At 46.9% G+C, this 20,063-nt stretch carries 17 protein-coding genes; 15 read left to right on the forward strand and 2 right to left on the reverse strand.

The features are described from left to right. Positions 1-10 precede the first annotated feature (10 nt). From LSG31_RS09985 to LSG31_RS10055, 15 genes are all read left to right on the forward strand, one after another. Positions 11-2,239, forward strand: a complete 2,229-nt coding sequence (locus LSG31_RS09985) for a dihydroxy-acid dehydratase domain-containing protein (protein ID WP_347439115.1) — start codon at positions 11-13, stop codon at positions 2,237-2,239. Positions 2,240-2,336: 97 nt separating this feature from the next. Continuing rightward, positions 2,337-3,107: an IclR family transcriptional regulator gene (locus LSG31_RS09990; RefSeq protein ID WP_347439116.1), complete on the forward strand. Its 771-nt coding sequence runs from the start codon at positions 2,337-2,339 to the stop codon at positions 3,105-3,107. Between the two features lie 265 nt (positions 3,108-3,372). Continuing rightward, positions 3,373-4,275 carry a fumarylacetoacetate hydrolase family protein gene (locus LSG31_RS09995; protein ID WP_347439117.1) on the forward strand — a complete coding sequence of 301 codons (903 nt, stop codon included), beginning with the start codon at positions 3,373-3,375 and terminating at the stop codon, positions 4,273-4,275. Between the two features lie 91 nt (positions 4,276-4,366). Beyond that, on the forward strand, positions 4,367-4,675 hold the full coding sequence (locus LSG31_RS10000; protein WP_347439118.1) for a UxaA family hydrolase: 309 nt from the start codon (positions 4,367-4,369) through the stop codon (positions 4,673-4,675). Next, entirely contained in the window at positions 4,668-5,828 is a 1,161-nt protein-coding gene (locus LSG31_RS10005; protein WP_347439483.1) for a UxaA family hydrolase, read from the forward strand. Before LSG31_RS10000 ends, LSG31_RS10005 begins: the two co-directional genes overlap by 8 nt. A gap of 19 nt (positions 5,829-5,847) precedes the next feature. Further along, positions 5,848-7,314 (forward strand): alpha-ketoglutaric semialdehyde dehydrogenase GucD, encoded by a 1,467-nt coding sequence (gene gucD, locus LSG31_RS10010; RefSeq protein WP_347439119.1) that lies wholly within the window; start codon positions 5,848-5,850, stop codon positions 7,312-7,314. Positions 7,315-7,416: 102 nt separating this feature from the next. Next, positions 7,417-8,784, forward strand: a complete 1,368-nt coding sequence (locus tag LSG31_RS10015; RefSeq protein ID WP_347439120.1) for an FAD-binding oxidoreductase — start codon at positions 7,417-7,419, stop codon at positions 8,782-8,784. Between the two features lie 199 nt (positions 8,785-8,983). Next, positions 8,984-10,183 carry an ABC transporter substrate-binding protein gene (locus LSG31_RS10020; protein WP_347439121.1) on the forward strand — a complete coding sequence of 400 codons (1,200 nt, stop codon included), beginning with the start codon at positions 8,984-8,986 and terminating at the stop codon, positions 10,181-10,183. Between the two features lie 159 nt (positions 10,184-10,342). Continuing rightward, the gene (locus LSG31_RS10025) at positions 10,343-11,233 is read left to right on the forward strand and encodes a branched-chain amino acid ABC transporter permease (protein WP_347439122.1); all 891 of its coding nucleotides are present in this window, start codon (positions 10,343-10,345) and stop codon (positions 11,231-11,233) included. Between the two features lie 18 nt (positions 11,234-11,251). Then, positions 11,252-13,060, forward strand: coding sequence for a branched-chain amino acid ABC transporter ATP-binding protein/permease (locus LSG31_RS10030; RefSeq protein ID WP_347439123.1), 1,809 nt, complete (start codon positions 11,252-11,254; stop codon positions 13,058-13,060). Next, positions 13,053-13,763, forward strand: a complete 711-nt coding sequence (locus LSG31_RS10035; RefSeq protein ID WP_347439484.1) for an ABC transporter ATP-binding protein — start codon at positions 13,053-13,055, stop codon at positions 13,761-13,763. The genes LSG31_RS10030 and LSG31_RS10035 overlap by 8 nt, the downstream gene beginning before the upstream one ends. A gap of 125 nt (positions 13,764-13,888) precedes the next feature. Further along, positions 13,889-14,899, forward strand: coding sequence for a zinc-binding dehydrogenase (locus LSG31_RS10040; protein WP_347439124.1), 1,011 nt, complete (start codon positions 13,889-13,891; stop codon positions 14,897-14,899). 142 nt (positions 14,900-15,041) lie between these two features. Next, positions 15,042-16,343, forward strand: coding sequence for an MFS transporter (locus LSG31_RS10045; RefSeq protein ID WP_347439125.1), 1,302 nt, complete (start codon positions 15,042-15,044; stop codon positions 16,341-16,343). Between the two features lie 182 nt (positions 16,344-16,525). Continuing rightward, positions 16,526-17,434 carry a DMT family transporter gene (locus LSG31_RS10050; RefSeq protein WP_347439126.1) on the forward strand — a complete coding sequence of 303 codons (909 nt, stop codon included), beginning with the start codon at positions 16,526-16,528 and terminating at the stop codon, positions 17,432-17,434. A 128-nt stretch (positions 17,435-17,562) separates the two neighbouring features. Next, positions 17,563-18,015, forward strand: coding sequence for a 2-thiouracil desulfurase family protein (locus tag LSG31_RS10055; RefSeq protein WP_347439127.1), 453 nt, complete (start codon positions 17,563-17,565; stop codon positions 18,013-18,015). Positions 18,016-18,116: 101 nt separating this feature from the next. Here LSG31_RS10055 and LSG31_RS10060 read toward each other — a convergent pair whose 3' ends face one another. Continuing rightward, positions 18,117-18,488 (reverse strand): DUF779 domain-containing protein, encoded by a 372-nt coding sequence (locus tag LSG31_RS10060; RefSeq protein WP_347439128.1) that lies wholly within the window; start codon positions 18,486-18,488, stop codon positions 18,117-18,119. Between the two features lie 26 nt (positions 18,489-18,514). Beyond that, the gene (gene exaC / locus LSG31_RS10065) at positions 18,515-20,035 is read right to left on the reverse strand and encodes an acetaldehyde dehydrogenase ExaC (RefSeq protein WP_347439129.1); all 1,521 of its coding nucleotides are present in this window, start codon (positions 20,033-20,035) and stop codon (positions 18,515-18,517) included. Positions 20,036-20,063: the final 28 nt, after the last annotated feature.

Here is a 20,063-nt window from a genome sequence, read left to right on the forward strand (position 1 = left end):
AGTGACTGGCATGACGATTTCAAACGTTGAAAAAGAAACACGAACGAAATATGCGTATCCGCCGATTGACAATCCGATCAACCCATATCGGGATAACGTTCAGGGGAAAGCGAATGAGCCGATAACGGTTGCCGCATTTCTGGACCGTGCCAAGCAGATTCTCGGCAGGCAATATGAGGGTCCGGCACCTGACTGGACGTTGGAGGAGATTTATAACCGCCTGGAAATCAATGCGCCGCGGATTGCGATTATTGGCGGTTCCCCCGATCATCCGGCGCATATCATGGATTTTCAAACATCTGCCATTGCAGCCGTCCGGATTTGGCAAAATGGCGGGATTCCCTTTTATTTTTCCACGCCGGTATTGTGCGACGGGACAGCACAGAACAATATGGGTATGAGCTATTCCCTGCAAAGCCGGAATGCAGTGGCGCAAATGGTTGTCAATCAACTGGAAGCACACAGTTATCACGGGGCATTTGTCATACAAGGATGTGACAAACAGCCTTTGGGTGTCGTCAGTGCTCTGGCGCATATTGACAGACTCCGCAGACTGCGGGGGGAAGCGCCTTTCTTTGCCACCTTTGCGCCCGCACATGTACTCAAGGGCGGCACCATTCCGGAGGATTTGTTCGGCGCACTGGAAGATGTGGCGAAACGGGCAGAACAAATGGGTGCATCTGACGTTGCGGAAGACTTGCGCGATACACTCTCCTATATTTTACAATGCTCTTCCAATACGGCTTTTCAAGGTGTGCTCATGCGAGCGGTGGAAAAAGGGATTCTTACACCTGTTGAACACAAAGATTTTGAAAGGCGGCTGGCAGTCAATACGTGTGACGGAAAAGGCGGCATTTGCGCGTTTAACGGTACGGGAAATAGTTCCCGTCATTTGGTTGCCGGATTAGGATTGGTACACCCGGCGCTGGAATTACTGGCAGACCCGCCAACGGGACGGCAGATCAATCAGGCGGTGGACAGTTTAGCTGTGATGATCAACAATCCGGTCTTTGGTGCAGCCAATATTGTCGGAGCCAATATTCGAAATGCCATTCGGATTCACAGTGCGTCCGGCGGTTCGACAAATCTCATGATGCATTTGGTTGCCGCCATGTTATATGGAGGCTTCAAATTTGACGTGTGGGAATTAAACCGGATTCATCATGAACATCCGATCCCTGATTTGTTCGATTATAGTTTGACGGAGGGTCGGGATATTTTTGCATTGGCGATGCAATGCTGCAGCGGACATATTCGCGGGATGGAGACGCTATTCCACGAGTTGATGGAAAACGGCGTGCCGATGGATCTGGATGCGCCGACTGTGACGGGAACATCCTGGCGCGATCGATTGCAGGAGAAAGGATCGTTATCCGCAGCTGGCGTAAAGGAAAATCCGGTGATTCTTTCCAAGCCCCGTCGTCCATTCAGCGGTGTCGATGTATTGACAGGCAATTTTTTTGAAAGCGCAGTCGTAAAAATCAGCGGCATGACGACAAAGCAACTGGATGAATTCGATAAAAAAGTCGCAGGTGTTCTCTATTATGAGAATGAAGATGATGCCAATACGGGCCTTCTGGACACCGATTTGCTGGAAAAGCTGAAAAACCGGCAATGTTTTAGCAGGCAGCATCTCCTTGCGATGCTGAAGCACAATCATCCGATCTATGAGCCGCACTGGGAGACAGCGCCTTATGACTCTTTATTCGATCATATGGTACAAATCGGCGCATTAAAGCTTGCTGTCGTCATTGCCGGTCAGGGTCCTGTCGCTTTCGGCATGCCGGAAATGTTTACACCCATGCAGCATATTAACGCCAATCGCTTGTTGAAGCGTTTGGCAACACTGATTAGCGACGGCAGGTATTCCGGTGTCACGTATGGTGCTGCTGTCGGTCATATGACGCCGGAAGCGATGGAAGACGGCGGAATTCTCTATCTGCAAACAGGTGATCTGCTGTACTTGAATTTGCGGGAAGATCAGATTCAATATATCGATGCGGCAGAATTTGTACAAGGAAACTTGGTGTTTGACTTTGCGTCCACCCGACAGCAACGGCAAGATTTTGTGCAGGAACGGTTGGAGCGGATGCGGAAGCGGCAACGGTTTGTGGCTGCCGGCAATCGCATGAAAGGACACACGGATGCGGCGAACGGCGTCGTTCCGGAGCAGGTTGCGGAAGAAGCGGAGTTGGATTACAAAACGGATGTGCAATTTCTTGTATCGCTCACTCTGTAATATTGAAATAGTTGGCATAAATCGGTGATTTTTTCACCGATTTATGTTACAACTGTAAATATTGCGAGGATTGATTTTTCGAAAAAGGGTGAGTGACTTGCCGATCATTCAGGCTGTAGACCGTGCACTCCAAATATTGGATCTATTTGATGAGTACGAAACAGAATTGAAAATTACAGATATTAGTGAGCGTATGCAATTGCATAAGAGTACGATCCACTCGTTGCTAAAAACGCTGCAAGTACGTGGCTACATTGAACAGAATCCGGAAAACGGCAAATACAAATTGGGACTCAAGCTTTTTGAACGAGGCAATTTGGTCATCAACGGATTGGATTTGCGGACAACGGCCAGAAAACACTTGATGGAACTATCTTTTAAAACCGGTCAGACTGTTCACTTGGTGATTCTCGACGGCAAGGAAGGTGTATATATCGATAAAGTGGAAGGCAGTTCCGGGATTATTGCCTATTCGCGAATCGGCCGCCGGGTTCCCATTCATTCCAGTGCTGTCGGCAAAGCGTTGGTCGCATTTTCGCCTGCTGCGGATATAGAACGCATTTTGGATGGATACGTATTTGGAAAGCGAACGGAAAATACAATTCTAAATCGGGAAGACTTTCTGCGCGAATTAGAGCAAGTTCGCAGACAGGAATATGCCATTGATGACCAGGAAAATGAGCCGGGAGTTCGCTGTGTGGCTGTGCCCATCCGCAACTATTCCGGACAGGCGGTTGCAGCGATCAGCATTTCTACGCCGATTTCCGGGTTGGATGATGAACAGTTTGACCAATTGCTTGCGCTTTTGCAGGAAACAGCACAGCAAATATCGCGTCAAATGGGGTTTGGTTTGCATACTCGCAGGTAAGAATAAGAAAGTTTACATTTTAGGAAAAGTACAATCGATTTAAAATTTTCTCTCTTTACGGCAATTTTTTTTTGTGATATATAATAAATAACAATAAAAACTAAGTTTTATAATATAAAACAATGATTCGGAACAATCGGAACAAGTTGTAATGAATAGAAAAACTCCTTGATACTATATAATAAATATCGTTGTATAAAGGCGCCCCGCCAAAATTATATACAAAAACAGAGTTTTATAATATAAAACAAAGGGGATACTATGTATGCGCATTTTTCGTTATATTGATGAAAACGGTAACATTACTCTCGCGGCTATGAATGATCAGAATCACATGTTTCCATTGGCGTATCGGGATTTTTTACATTTGGTGGAAGAAGCGGAAAAGCAAGGAGTAACACCTTTGACACTCGTTCAACAATCGATTCAAAATACGTCCCCTTTAGAAACTTCGCTGGAACAGCTGCAATTGCTCGTACCGATTGAAGCGCCGGAAGTTTGGGCCGCTGGTGTCACGTATGAGAGAAGCAGAGATGCAAGGAATTATGAAGCAACCGGCGGCAAGCTCGATGCGAAAACTTTTTATGATAAAGTCTATGATGCAGAACGCCCGGAACTGTTCATGAAATCAACGGCAGCACGGACGATTGGGCCTGACGGAGAGCTTTATATCCGCAGTGACTCCAACTGGCAGATCCCGGAACCCGAGCTTGGGCTTGTACTGAATAAGGAAGGGAAGATCCTCGGTTATACAGCGGGCAATGATTTAAGCTGCCGTGATATTGAAGGGGAAAATCCGCTCTATTTGCCACAAGCGAAAATCTGGAAAAATTCCTGTTCCATCGGACCGGTGATTCGTTTGGCGGAAACGGTACAGGATCCCTATTCCCTGCAAATTACTTGCAAGATTCATAGAAACGGCGAGAAAATGGTAGAGGGAACAGCGAATACTTCCCAATTAAAACGCAAGTATGATGAACTTGTCTCCTATTTGATCCGGGATAATATCATCTTTGACGGTACAGTGCTATTGACGGGTACTTGCATCGTACCGCCCAATGAATTTACATTGCAGGATGGCGATCAAGTGGAAATTGAAATTTCGGAAATCGGCGTTCTTTCGAATCCGATCCGGCAACGAGTCAAGCAGACGGCAAGTGTTTCATAATGCATCAATTCGAATGTAATTAAATCAATTGAGAACTATGGTTGCAGACAGTGTCAAGGGATATGGTTATGAAAGGAAGGGAAAAGGATCAATGGAATCTACCTATCGTGTTGTCATGATGAAGCCAATTGATAAAGTTGCCGTTGTCTTATCAAATTCGATTCCTGCAGGTACACATGTTGCAGTGACATGCCAGGAGCACACATTCGAAGTGAATTTGAAAGATACAATCGAATTTGGCCATAAGTTTGCAGTTGTTCCGATTCAAAAAGGTGAGGATATCTTGAAATACGGCGAAGTGATCGGCGCTGCCGTTCGCGATATCGATGCCGGAGAACATGTGCATGTTCATAACTTGGAGGGGAAAAGGGGAAGGGGCGATAAAGTTGTCAATGGGTAAATTTTGGGGATATCGACGGCCGGACGGACGAGTTGGCGTGCGCAATCATGTATTGATTCTCCCCACCATCACTTGCGCGACACAGGCAGCAAAACAAATCACGGAATTGGTACAGGGAACGGTTTCCTTTATCCATCAACATGGCTGTGCACAAGTCGGCGTCGACTATGAACAGACATTCCGCACCTATGTTGGTTTAGGGGCCAATCCGAATGTCTATGGCGTGATTGTCATGGGACTTGGCTGTGAAACACACCAGGCCAGAAGCATCGCGGGTGAAATCGCCAAGACGGGCAAGCCTGTGGAAGTGGTCTCCATTCAGGATCATGGCGGGACATTGATGACGATTGCACAAGGTGCAAAAATCGCTGCACAGATGGTTCAGGATGCTTCTGCAATGATGCGTGAACTGTGCGACTTCAGCGAATTGATCGTTGGTACCGAGTGCGGAGGGTCTGATGCCTGCTCAGGTCTGTCGGCCAATCCGGCGGTTGGCGTCGTAAGCGATATGATCGTCGATCATGGCGGGACAGCGATTTTGGCTGAGACAACCGAATTGATCGGTGCGGAACATTTGCTTGCAAATCGTGCAGTTGACGACAAAGTGGCAAAGCGGGTATATGAAGTGATCCAGGCGATGGAAAATCGCGCCATCCTCATGGGTGTGGATATTCGTACAGGCAATCCAAGCCCGGGAAACATCAAGGGCGGTTTAAGCTCTCTGGAGGAAAAATCCCTGGGGGCAGCGGCCAAAGCAGGCAGTCGGCCATTGCAAGAACTGATCGATTATGGTCAAGTTCCGACGAAGAAAGGTCTTGTCTCGATGGATACTCCCGGACATGATATCGAGCAATTGACAGGCATGGTGGCCGGTGGCGCGCAAGTCGTTTTATTTACAAGCGGTCGCGGCACACCGACAGGCTCCCCAATCGCACCTGTCATCAAGATTGCCACAAACTCGGGAATGTTTGAACGGATGCGGGATAACATGGATCTTAACGCCGGGACGATCATTGAGGGTGTAGAAACGATCGATTCCGTAGGCAAGCGTATTTTTGCCGAGATTGGATCTGTAGCTTCCGGCAAGTTGACAAAAGCGGAAATTTTAAAACAACACGATTTTGGCTTGTGGCGCATTGGGCCGACATTCTAAGAAAGGTGGACTTCGATCGATGGCAACAGAAACACAAGTACAAATCTATGGCAATTATATCAACGGCGAATGGGTGACTGCTTCTTCGCAAGAACCAATTGCCAGCATCAATCCTGCGAATACCAAGGAAGTTGTGGGGTATTTGCAAAATTCCACGAGCGATGATTTGAATCGCGCTGTTGCAGCGGCCAAGGAGGCACAGCCTGCATGGAGAAAATTATCAGGCGCTGTCCGCGGCGAATATTTGTATAAAATCGCCAGTGAAATGGAAAAACGTCTCGATGAGATCGCCGCAACGATGACCCGGGAAATGGGAAAAACATTTGGCGAAGCAAAAGGTGAAACGTTGCGCGGGATCAACATTCTTCGCTATTATGCCGGCGAAGGCATGCGCAAAGTCGGCGATGTCATTCCGTCGAGCGACAGTGAAGCGCTTATGTTTACGACACGTGTTCCACTTGGGGTTGTCGGTGTTATTACACCATGGAATTTTCCGGTGGCGATTCCCATTTGGAAAATGGCTCCTGCTTTGATTTATGGGAATTCGATCGTATTTAAGCCTGCTTCTGAAACAGGGGTGACGGCTGCAAAAATTGTCGAGTGCATGGATGCAGCCGGCTTGCCTGCAGGTGTCGTGAATTTGGTCTGCGGCAGCGGATCTGTGATCGGGCAAGGGATTGCCGAACATCCAAGCATCAATGGAGTTACATTTACAGGCTCGAATACTGTCGGAAAACAGATCGGACAGACGTGTCTTGCCCGCGGCGCCAAGTATCAGTTGGAAATGGGCGGAAAAAACCCGGTGATTGTTGCAAATGATGCGGATCTTGACCAGGCCGTAGAAGCGACCATCAGCGGCGGACTTCGTTCTACCGGACAAAAATGTACAGCGACCAGCCGCGTGATCGTACAAAGCGGAATCTATGATGCATTTAAAGAAAAATTAATAGAAAAAGTAGAAGCATTAAAAGTTGGCGATGGATTGCAAGGCGAGACCTGGATGGGGCCGTGTGCCAATGCAAACCAATTAAAAACTGTGCTTTCCTACATAGAAAAAGGCATTGCGGAAGGTGCGACGCTGATTGCCGGCGGTGGCAAGCCAGATGCGGAAGATCTGGCAAGCGGATACTATGTGCAGCCGACCGTGTTTGAAGATGTGACCGGCAGCATGTCGATTGCACAGGAGGAAATATTCGGACCCGTCCTCGCGCTCATGAAAGTTGAAACGTTGGAAGAAGCATTGGAAATTGCCAATGATGTGGAATATGGTCTCAGCGCTTCGATATTCACAAAAAACATCGGCAATATGCTTGCGTTCATTCAGGACATGGATGCCGGCCTTGTGCGAATCAATGCAGAAAGCGCCGGCGTAGAATTGCAGGCACCATTCGGGGGCATGAAGCAGTCCAGTTCACATTCAAGAGAGCAAGGCCAGGCAGCGATTGAGTTTTTCACTGCAATCAAAACGGTCTTTGTAAAACCATAGACAACGACGCTAGGGTTTGCCGGAGTTTTTTAGCAGGTGGCGTTCCTTTTCAAAAGCGGCGTCCACCTGTAAATCATTCTCTTTAGAAAAGAGTGGAGAATCGTGGAGTTAGCCCAAGAGCTTCTTGAAATTATTACGGATCCGAGCAGAATATCGACAAATCTTACAATCCGCGAACAACACGGGCAAGATGTAAGCTATCATTTGCCGAAGCTTCCCGATGTTGTCGTTTATCCGCAAGACAAGCAAGAAGTCAGCAAAATTCTGCAATTTGCCAATGAACGTGCCATACCTGTCATACCCTTTGGCGTCGGCTCCAGTTTGGAAGGGCACATCATCCCTGCACAAGGCGGCATCACTATCGATATGACACTCATGAATCAAATCATTGAGATTCGGCCGGAGGATTTTCTCGTAAAAGCACAGCCGGGTGTTACACGCAATCAGTTAAACAAAGCACTGCAAGCATATGGATTGTTTTTCCCTGTCGATCCGGGTGCTGATGCGACGATCGGCGGCATGGCTGCTACCAATGCAAGCGGTACAAACGCAGTTCGGTATGGTGTGATGCGTGATCAGGTGAAAGGCTTGGAAGTGGTATTGGCTGATGGGACAGTCATCCATACGGGCGGCATGTCGATGAAGTCTTCAGCCGGATACAATCTGACCGGATTGTTTGTCGGTTCTGAGGGAACATTGGGGGTATTTACGGAAATTACCCTGAAAGTATACGGGATTCCTGAAACAACGATTGCCGCGCGCGCTGTTTTTCCTGATATCGGTACTGCAACACAAGCAGCGACGGCTATTATCAGTTCCGGTGTTGCCATTGGAAAAGTAGAATTGGTCGATGATTTTACGATCGATGCTGTCAACCAATACAAGGGAACTGCCTACGAACCTCTTCCCACGCTCTTTCTCGAATTTAGCGGGCATAAAGCAAGCGTGGATGAAGAGAGCAGCCTGGTAAAAGAAATTTTACAGAGTGAAGGTTGTGTCAATATCCAGTTTGAAAAAGACAGCAAAGCGCGGGCACAATTGTGGGAAGCCCGTCATCAAGTGGCGATGGCCATTCTCGCAAAGGCTCCCGGCAAACGACTGATGTCCACAGATGTTTGTGTACCGCTGTCCCAATTACCGGGTGCTTTGGTACAAGCGCGACAAATCCTCAGTTCCTATCAATTGGTAGCGGGGCTTTTGGGACACGTAGGCGATGGAAATTATCACGCATCCATTTTGATCGACCCCAACGACATGCATGAAGTAGAGAATGCAGAAATTGCCCATGAAGAAATCGTAAGATATGCGCTTGGATGCGGTGGTACATGTACGGGAGAGCATGGCGTTGGAATGGGCAAGAAGCAGTATCTGAGCGAAGAACATGGAGCAGAAGCAGTTGCTGTGATGAAATTGATTAAAGGATCGCTGGACCCCAAAAGAATACTCAATCCTGGAAAGATCCTCTCGTAATTCCTTTTTGAAGGATTCGCATTAGAAGTACATTACCTGTAAGCGCTTACCGAAATGAATCTTGCATTCTGTCGCTTGATTTCTGCAAGGAGGTGATTTCATCACTGGTTTGAATCTGCTTTAAATCAGACTGAAATGTTTCCCATTCATTCTTTTCTGCACCAATTTAGCAGCGAAAATCAAAAAGGGGGGTTTCATTATGAAGAAATTTATCAAACAGGCGGGGGCAGTTTTAACAATTGGAGCTTTGCTGGCTGGCGTTACCGGATGTGGATCGCAAGCAGCACCGGCAAATGGATCAACAGCCAAGAGCAGCGGTTCAGGATCGAGTGCAAGCTCCGGCGGAGAAATCAAGATTGGCCTTATGGCGGATATGACAGGTCCTGCTGCATTAAGCGGAAAAGAAAAATTAAACGGTGCTCAACTTGCCGTTGATGAAATCAACGCAGCCGGCGGCATCAACGGCAAGAAACTAAAGCTTGTCACAGAAGATGATCAAGGAACAAACCAGGGTGGCGTTGCTTCCTTCCAAAAACTTGTTTCTGATCCGAGCATCGTAGCTGTCGTTGGCTCGATCCGCAGCACGATTGTGCAAGCGACCGATACTTATGTGAAAAAGACGCAAATCCCCGTGATGATCGGCGGTACAAACCCCGGCTTGACACATGCGGGCGATAAGTGGGTATTCCGTGCTCGTCCGAATGACAATTATTCTTCAAAGGCGCTGGCTTCCTATATCACTCAAGATTTAAAAGGCAAAAAAGTGGCGATTTTGCATGATACAGATGCATTCGGTTCGGCCGGCGGCAAATTGCTCGACCAGGATTTGAAACAGATGGGAGCCACAGTGGTTTCCGATCAAGGATACACAACAGCAACCAAAGACTATACTGCATATCTGGAAAATATCAAGAAATCCGGTGCGGATGTGCTGGGAACATACATGACAAACTCGGAAGATGCCGCACAAATGATCCGGCAGCTGCGCCAGTTGGGACTCAACATCAAAGTGGCCGGCTCGCCTTCGATCATTGACCAAGTGACGATTAAGCTGGCGAAACAGCAACTGGAAGGCGTCTACGGTGTGGCCGACTTCGTGACGAATGGCAACGACGCCGCGAAAAAATTTACGGCCGCTTATAAAGCCAAATACGGCAATAATCCGGACAACTATAGCTCCTATCCGTATGATGCGATCAATATCCTGGCAAACGCGATGAAAAAAGTCGGTACAGATCCGAACAAGCTTCGCCAGGCGATTTTGGATACACAGCATTATCAAGGTGCAGAGGGAGAATACAACTTTGACAAAAACGGCGATGGTTTACACTCCTATACGGTTGTTGAAATAAAAGGCGGCAAAGTGGTTCCGATCAAGACGGTTAGTTTTACCAATTAATTTTGGATGTATCCATACGGCCTTGTGGAAGAAGATTTCGCAAGGCCGTTTCTTAAAAGTGCGTGTTCAAAAAGTGGGTAAGCAATCCGCAGTGGAGTTTTGACTACTTTTTGAGCATCCTCTAAAACGAAGTGTCATCAATGGAAAGAGGGGGTCCAAATGTCCAACTTTGATATGATCGCGCAGCTTTTCGTCAGCGGCTTGGCTGTTGGCAGTATATACGCATTGGTCGCTCTCGGATATGTACTCGTATATGTGTCCGTAAATGTGGTGAACTTTGCACAGGGCGATTTTGCCATGATTGCCGCTTATTTTATGGTCACACTGGTTGTTGGATTACATGTGCCGTGGCTCATCGCACTTATTATTGGTATCTTGTTGATCGGAATTTTTGGCTTCGTATTTCAGCTTGGTACGTTTCAACCTCTGAAGAATCGCAAACGGGCATTTTTGCCGATTATGATTAGTACAGTTGGCGGATCGATTTTCCTGGAGCATTTGTTTTTGCTGGTTTACGGTCCCTATCCGCAAAAATTACCAGGGCTGTTTGCGGTCGATACGATTAACATTGCAGGCGTTCATGTATATCCACAGTACATTTTAATTCTGGTTGTGACGATCATCATGGTTGCATTGCTGATGTGGTTTTTCGAAAAGACCATGATCGGCAGACAAATGCAGGCAACGGCGCAAGATCCAAGCACGGCAAGACTTATGGGAATTCGCGTTACATTAATGACAACACTTACATGGATGATTAGCGCATCACTTGGCGGACTTGCCGGGATCTTGATCGCTCCCGTTTTTATGGTGACAACGACGATGGGTTCCTTGATTGCGCTAAAAGCGTTTGCAGCTTCCATTGTCGGGGGCTTTAGCAGTGTGAAAGGTGCGATTATCGGGGGAATTTCCATCGGCTTAATCGAAACGTTTGGCGCAGCATATATTTCCGGCGCGTATCGGGATGCGTTTGCATTCGTAATCTTGGTACTTTTCCTAATCTTTAAGCCATATGGACTGTTTGGCGAAAAAGTATCACAAAAGGTGTAAGAAAGGTGGCGGATACAGATGAAATCCCTTGGATCACTTGTAAAAATCGCACCACTCGTCCTGCTTGCCGCTGCCTTGCCATTTTTGCTTCCCGGGGGGCGGTTGGGCAGTTATTTTCTCACATTAATGATTTTATCAGTGTCCTATTCGATCGCAACACTTGGCCTGACTGTGCTTTTGGGTTACTCCGGACAAATTTCGCTGGCACAAGCGGCTTTTTACGGACTCGGATCCTATACAGTAGCCATTTTGGCTGTTAAAGCAGGCTGGTCGTTTTGGCCGGCAGCGATTGTTGCGACCATTTGCCCGATTGTATTTGGCTTATTTCTCGGAATGATTTCCCTGAAACTCACGACACATTATCTGGCGCTTGTCACGATCGGATTCCAGATTATTTTGAATCTTATTTTTAACAACTGGTCATCCCTCACGAAAGGTGCTGACGGCATTAGCGGGATTCCGCGTCCTTCTTTCTTTGGATGGGATCTGACAAATGATCAAAATTATTATTGGTTTATTCTGGGTTTCCTGTGTATTGTTTGTTACTTGGTCTATCGCCTCAAACATTCGCGGCTGGGACGCGCCTTATTTGCACTGCGAGAAGACGAATTGGCGGCAGATGTAGCTGGTATCAACATTTTTTGGATCAAGGCCCTGGCGTTTGCGTTCAGTGCAGCGATTGGGGGGATCGGCGGTGTCTTTTATGCAGCAGGTGCAGGATATATCAGTCCAAACGTCTATACGTTCGACCAATCGGTGCTCTTTTTTTCAATGGCGCTCGTCGGCGGCTCCGATTCGATTATCGGTACGATTTTAGGGACGGTGCTCCTGACATTTTTACCTGAATTCTTGCGCGGCCTTCAACAAATTTACATGGTCGTCTATGGCTTGCTCGTGATTTTGGTCGTGATTTTCCTTCCGGACGGCATTTGGGGTGTAGCAAGAAATATATGGCGCAAGATTCGAAATAAAAAACAAGAAACCCCATCTGGTTCGATTGCACACTTGGAACGCTTATCATTTTTGTCGACGCAAGAAAAGCCAAATGCGCCAAATACAGTACTTGAAGTCAAAAACCTGCATAAGCATTTTGGCGGCGTCAAAGCGGTAAACGGCATCGATTTTGTCGTAAAAGAGGGCGATGTCGCTGTCCTGATCGGTCCCAACGGCTCGGGCAAAACGACTGCGATCAACCTATTGAGCGGCATCTACACGCCGACAGATGGCGAGATCGTTTTTGCAGGGGGAAATATCGCGGGTTTAAAACCGAGCGACATAACCAAAAAAGGGATTGCCCGTACGTTCCAGAACATTCGCCTGTTCCCGGAATTGACAGTGCTTGAGAATGTGATGATCGGCAGTCACACGAAAGGTTCTGTGGGAATCATCGGAACGCTCGTTGGACGGCGTAAAGGATTGATGGAGGACAGGACGGCTGCAAATAAGGCATTGGAAGCTCTCCGGTTTGTAGGAATTGAACGGCATCAGGAGCAAGCGAAAAATCTTCCGTATGGGCAGCAGCGATTGGTCGAAATTGCCCGGGCTCTTGTCAGCGAACCGAAACTTTTGCTTTTGGATGAACCGGCAGCGGGAATGAACGCGGAAGAGACGGTAAAGCTGGTAAAGCTCATCAAAAAACTGAACCAAATGGGATTGACCATTTTACTGATTGAACATGACATGTCCCTTGTGGCAGAAGTCGCAACACGGGCGTACGTAATGGACTTTGGCCGCAAGATCAGTGAAGGCGACATTCAAAAGGTCTTAAATGATCCGATCGTCATTCAAGCATATCTAGGGGAGGAGATCGAATATGACTATGCTTAAGCTTGAGCAAATCGAATCCCGATATGGTGAAATTGTGGCGCTTCACGATATCTCGCTGGAAGTAAATCAAGGCGAAGTCGTGGTATTGCTCGGCGTCAATGGCGCCGGCAAATCGACAACGCTCAAAACGATCTCAGGGCTGATGCATCCGACCAAAGGAGAAATCGTCTATCAGGGAAAACGAATAGACCGAATGTCACCGGAAAATATCGTGCGAGACAGGATCGTTCATGTGCCGGAAGGAAGAAAAGTGTTCCCCGGATTGACCGTTCGGGAAAATCTGTTAATGGGAAGTTCCAATCGTAAAGCCAAAAAAGCGGATTTAAACAAAGATATTGAAGAAGTTTTGGAGATTTTCCCTGACTTGGTGCCGCTGATTGATCGCCTTGCCTGGTCACTCAGCGGCGGTCAGCAGCAGATGCTGGCGATTGGCCGAGGTCTGATGGCAAAGCCGGAGATCCTGATGCTCGATGAGCCATCGTTGGGTCTCGCGCCGGTGATTGTCAAACAAGTGTTTCAAACGATTCAAAAGATCAATAAGCAAGGGATGACAGTGCTTCTCGTCGAGCAAAACGCCAATATGAGTTTGCGCGTTGCACATCGGGGCTACGTACTGGAAAACGGACGGGTGGCATATTCCGATACGGCTGAAAACTTGCTCAAAGAAAATAAAGTGCAATCGGCATACTTGGGCGGTCATTAGGATTTTTATAAGCATTTTCATATACGCAAACGGATAAACATAGTAAAAATAGGTGCTTGTGCGTGATTGATTAGGAAGCGGATTCTAAAAAATAAAACATACATGAATGGATGGAGAAGATTGAAATGGATGCTTTGGTTTGGACAGGACCAAGACAAATGGAGTTTTCAGAAATGGAAAGACCCGGTGCATCGCCCGGCTGGGTTGTACTCGAAGTAAAAGCGGTTGGGATCTGCGGTTCGGAATTATCCGGCTATCTTGGACATAATTCCTTGCGGGTGCCGCCTTTGGTCATGGGGCATGAGTTTTCGGGCGTTGTGGTGGAGCTTGGTGCAGGAGTATCCGAGGAATATTTGGGCCAGCTTGTCACCGCCAATCCATTGATCGCATGCGGCAATTGCAAGGCTTGCAATCGGGGCAACCGTCAGTTATGCAAAGAGCGCAAATTGATTGGCGTCAATTTTCCTGGAGCATTTGCGCAATTTGTGGCAGTACCGGCACGGAATTGTTTCCCTGTGACAAATATCGTCGATGGCGCTTTGGCTGAGCCGCTGGCATGTTCTCTGCGCGCAGTCAATCGGGTGCGTGTGGAAGCTGGCGACAGCGGGATTGTGATCGGTGCCGGCATTATCGGTCTCATGGCCATGAAATGCATGCGTTTTATGGGTGCCAGTCAGGTCATTGCAATGGACACGAATGAGCTTCGGCTGGAAGAAGCAAAAGCATGGGGGGCAACACATCTGATCAACCCCAAACAGCCAGATGCGCAACAGAAGATTCAGGAATTGTTTCCCGATGGGGCAGACTGCATCGTGGATGCGGTGGGTTCTGAACGTACACGGCAGCAGGCAATTGCAGCCGTGCGCCGCGGCGGGCGAATCGTGCTGATCGGATTGCATGAAGATCCAACCACCGTTCCGGGAAATGTCATCGTTCGGGATGAAATTGAAATATACGGAACATTTTGCTATAGCGATTTTGAATTTGCAAGAGCCGTCACATTTGTAAACGACGGATTTTTGCCGGGCGGCGAGCGGTCCTGGTTGGATCTGCGGCCATTACGGGATGGGGGTGCCGCATTTGAAGAACAGGTCTCCGGCACGGCCCGCTATCCGAAGATTGTATTGCAACCCTAATCAAACATTGTAAACGTTGGTACCCATTTTTTAAAAACGCTGTGGTTCCCTTTTTGAATCGTGTGTTCCCCGGTTACAAGGAGGCATCATGCAATGTCTCCTCGCAATAGATCTTCACAAGATTGTATAGGGAGGGATCGGTATGTTGCAGACAAAACGAAGTCAGCCAGAACTTGCTTTAAAGCCAGGCGGCAATGTAAGATGGGGTGTTTTGATTTGGCTGTTAATCGGCGGAATTATCAACTATCTTGACCGCGCAAACTTGTCGATTGCGGCACCGCAGATGATCAAGGAATTGCATCTGAACAACACAGATATCGGCTTAATGGGGACTGTTTTTGCTTGGACGTATGCCATTATGCAATTGCCATCCGGTTGGCTGATTGACCGATTTGGCGCAAAGCGAATTTATTCGATTGCAGTGGTGTGGTGGAGTATTGCAACATTTTTCACAGGCGCTTGCAGTAAAATGGGTACATTTTTAACTTGGAGAACATTATTAGGGGTTGGAGAAGCTCCCTGTTTCCCAACCTCTGCCAAACTTACGGCAACCTGGTTTCCGAGAAAAGAACGAAGCCTGGCAACGGGGATTTGGGATTCATCGTCCAAATGGGGACCTGCGCTGGCGCCGCCGATTCTCGTGTCCATCATGGTAGCGTATGGATGGCGGGCGCTTTTCTATGCAACAGGATTGATCGGAATCGTGTTTATCGTGTTATTCATGCTATTCTATCGCAATCCTGACAAAAGCCGGAGCTTGACGAAAGAAGAATCGGACTACATCCAATCCGATGGCGCCGGTGTTGAAGAAAATATTCAAACAGCAAAGATTTCCTGGCTTTCTTTATTTAAAAATCGTTCGATCCTTGGCATGATACTGGGTTTTTTCTGTACGATTTGGATCTGGAATATTTTCTTGACATTTCTTCCTCTCTATTTGCTGAAGACACAAGGAGTAAATTTAGGCAGTCTCGGTATTTATGCAAGTATTCCTTGGATTGGCGGAATTATTGGGGACATCTACCTTGGAGGATATCTGGCGAAGAAAATTGTCGATAAAGGAATCACATCTTCCATTATCGCAAAACGTGCACTTATCAGCATTTACGCCATCTTGGCAGGCATTGCTTGTATTTTGATTCCTTTCGTACACAATTTGGGATTGACATTAACGTTTATGACATTGGCTTTGGCTTTCATATCGGCGATTACCGGAAATGCCTGGGCGCTGCCTGGTGACGTAGCGCCGCAATCCATGGTTGCTTCTGTCGGAGCGATTCAAAATTTCGGCGGATATTTTGGCGGTGCATTTTCTCCTGTCATCGCAGGAATGATTGCAGACAGATCAGGCTCCTATGCAATGGCGTTTATTTCCGGCGGCATAATCGCAGCATTAACGGCAGTATTTTACTGGTTCGTCGTGAAACATCCGATTCAGGAATGAGTATTTGTGTTGAACGGAACGAGATAGGATGGATCGTGCAACAAATATCGGGTAAATCAACTGCACTGCCTGTCAAGCAGGTGGTGTTTTTTGTTCCTAATATTTCGGCTTCAGAAATGAATTCTTTTGTAGTAAAATGTATTTGTTTGTTGATTCGTTCATAAAAAAGGAAGTGTCGTTGTATGTCCCAGCAAAAGTCGGCTTTATTGGGGCTTTTTACCGTGTCATTGATTTGGGGATGTAATTACATCGCCAGCGTTATTCTTCTGCGCAGTTTTTCGCCAATTTTCACATCATTTGGTCGAATTACGTTGACATCGGTGTTTTTGATCATCGTAGGTTTGGTTGTACGGAAATTGAAACGACCCACCAAAAAAGAATGGCTGCTTTTAGTCGCAGTTGGAATATTTGGCGTATTTTTCAATCAAACGTTTTATTTTACCGGACTCCATCATTCTTCTCCCACCAATGCATCTCTCATATTCGCCCTGGTTCCCGTATGTACGATTCTTTTGGAACGAATGTTTCTGAAAGAACGATTGACTACTTTTAAACTGATCGGTGTTTTACTCGGTTTTGCAGGTGTTGTAATTATTGTTGGCGCGGGAGAAGGCGTTCATGGCATATCGATCGGCGATATCTATCTATTACTTTCTATGATCGCCCAATCCATCGGCATTTTGTATACCCGTTGTTTAACAGCCAGTATGTCTTCCTATGCGGTCACCATTTATGCAACCGTCATTGGCAGCGGTTTTATGGGTGTATCGGCCGTTGGCGAGCACATCTTTTCTACAACTGTCATCAGCCATAATATTTACCTGTGGATGCTAATGGCGGCAGCCGGCGTCCTTTCACAAGGAGTTGCCGGTTTTTTATGGAATAAAGGTGTCTCTGTGGTAGGGGCCGGAACTTCTTCCATGTTTTTAAACATACCTCCATTTGTTACGTTGATTTTGAGCAGCTTGGTACTTGGAGAAAAAATACAAATGACGCAAATCCTCGGTGGCTTTTTTGTCTTGTTGGGAGTATTTGTAGCAAATCAGAAAATGAAACCGAAAAAAACGACAATTCAAACCATCGCGTCGTAAAGGGGTAAAAAGCCGAACTTGGCGCTTCAGCGCCTAAGTCGAGAGAAATAGCAAATATAATAACCAGGTGTAGAATAGAATGGAACAATTATGATAGGGAAAATACTAGCGAATGAGGTGAGAGTCTCTTGAAAATCGTCAGCGCCTGTCTCATGGGATGTGAATGCCGCTATGACAAGAGTTCCAATTGGATTCGAGAAATTGAACAACTTGTGAAAGAAGGAAAAGCACTGCCGGTGTGCCCCGAACAATTGGGTGGTTTGCCCACACCGCGAAATCCCGCACAGATTGTCGGCGGTGATGGATTTGACGTGCTGGACGGCAAGGCAAAGGTGATCGATGATCAGGGAAATGATGTAACAGAGCAATTTCTGCAAGGGGCAAATCAGGCACTTCGCATGGCGCTGACAATTGGAGCGCAAGAAGCGATTCTGAAAGAGCGCAGCCCTTCCTGCGGCAGCCACGTGATTTATGACGGTTCCTTTGCCGGGATGAAACGGCCCGGACTTGGAGTGACGGCGGCACTTCTGGTACGGAATGGAATTCGGGTTGCATCGGAGGAAAGTGGAGTCAGTGAATAGATGCAGGACACACAGACTCGAACGAAAATCGGGCAGAACATGCAATGTCTGCCCTTTTGCATACGCTTTTCTTTTACTATGTGTGTTTCAATTACAAATAATCAATGATCTGATGCTTTTTCCTTAGAATTCATTTCTGCTGCTGAGAATACCCGAGATTTTGTGATAAACCTCATGTCTTCCGGACTTTCCAAGGAAAAGCCGGCGCCCCGGCCTGGAACAACATCGATGATTAACTGTGTATGTTTCCAATAGCTATATTGAGCCGCTCCAATATAAAATGGACAATCACCAATTTTACCTAAGTATATATCTTGTTGACCAGTTCGAAATTCACCGAGCGGATAACACATAGGTGCACTGCCATCACAGCATCCACCCGATTGATGAAACATCAGCGGACCATGAATAGATATAAGTTTTTCAATTAGATCTAAAGCGGATTTGGTAGCGATTACTTTTCTGGTATCCATCTACATCCCCCGATAAAGTTCCAATTTTAGAAGAAACCAAGTGCATCAGGACTATAGCTGACTAACAAGTTCTTGGTTTGCTGATAATGATCCAGCATCATCTTGTGAGTTTCGCGGCCGATACCGGATTGTTTATAACCTCCAAACGCCGCATGTGCCGGATAATCATGATAACAATTGACCCATACCCGACCTGCCTGGATGCCTCTGCCCAAGTGATATGCGGTATTCATATCCCGTGTCCAAACTCCCGCTCCCAAACCATATAATGTATCATTTGCTATCCGTAGCGCATCATCAAAGTCGGTAAACGCAGTCACTGATACTACCGGTCCGAAAATCTCCTCTTGAAAGATTCTCATCGAATTGTTTCCGCTAAAGATTGTCGGAGTGATATAGTAGCCATCTGCAAGGTCCCCGGGGAGGATGTTTCGTTCACCGCCAGTCAGAAGCTTAGCCCCTTCTTCTTTTCCAAGATTTATATACGTTACTATTTTATCCATCTGATCCATGGATGCTTGTGCACCAATCATCGTTGCCGTATCAAGAGGATTTCCTTGAACAATTTTTTCCGTACGGGCAACAGCCTGTTCAATAAAAGAATCATAAAAACTTTCTTGTATAACTGCACGGGATGGGCATGTACATACTTCCCCTTGATTGAGGGCAAACATTGCAAAACCTTCCAGTGCCTTGTCAGCAAATTTGTCTTGTTTTGCAAAGACATCGGCAAAGAAAACATTTGGGGATTTTCCTCCCAATTCCAGCGTAACAGGTATGATATTCTCCGCGGCATATTGCATAATCAAACGGCCTGTCGTCGTCTCACCGGTGAAAGCGACTTTTGCAATCCGCTTGTTTGTGGCTAATGGTTTGCCCGCATCAACACCGAAACCGTTTACAACGTTGATAACGCCGGGCGGCAGTATATCTGCGATTAATTCCATGAGAACCATAATGCTGGCGGGAGTTTGTTCAGCCGGCTTCAGAATCACACAGTTCCCTGCCGCTAAAGCGGGGGCCAATTTCCAGGCTGCCATCAATAACGGAAAATTCCATGGAATGATCTGGCCGACGACTCCCAACGGTTCATGAAAATGATAAGCGACTGTGTTATGATTCAGTTCGCTGATGCTTCCTTCCTGCGCTCGAATAGCACCTGCAAAATACCGGAAATGATCTATTGCTAGCGGAATGTCCGCAGCCAATGTTTCCCGAATCGGTTTTCCATTGTCCCATGTTTCGGCAACGGCCAGTTGTTCCAAATTTTCTTCCATTCGGTCAGCAATTTTATTGAGAATATTTGCACGGTCAGCTACAGCGGTTCGACCCCAGGCTGTTTTTGCAGCATGTGCGGCATCCAGTGCTTTTTCAATATCTTCACTAGTCGAACGAGCGACCTCGCAAAATGGTTTCCCATTTACCGGAGAAATATCTTCAAAGTAATTTTCATGCGCTGGAGCGATCCATTCTCCTCCGATAAAATTTTTATAGCGATCACGAAATGTCACTTTACTCCCCGATTGACCTGGTTTTTGGTATAACATGATTCATTCCCCCTCCCGCAGATTTGGA

The organism is Fodinisporobacter ferrooxydans (assembly GCF_022818495.1).
In the GTDB taxonomy this organism is placed as follows: Bacteria; Bacillota; Bacilli; order Tumebacillales; family MYW30-H2; genus Fodinisporobacter; species Fodinisporobacter ferrooxydans.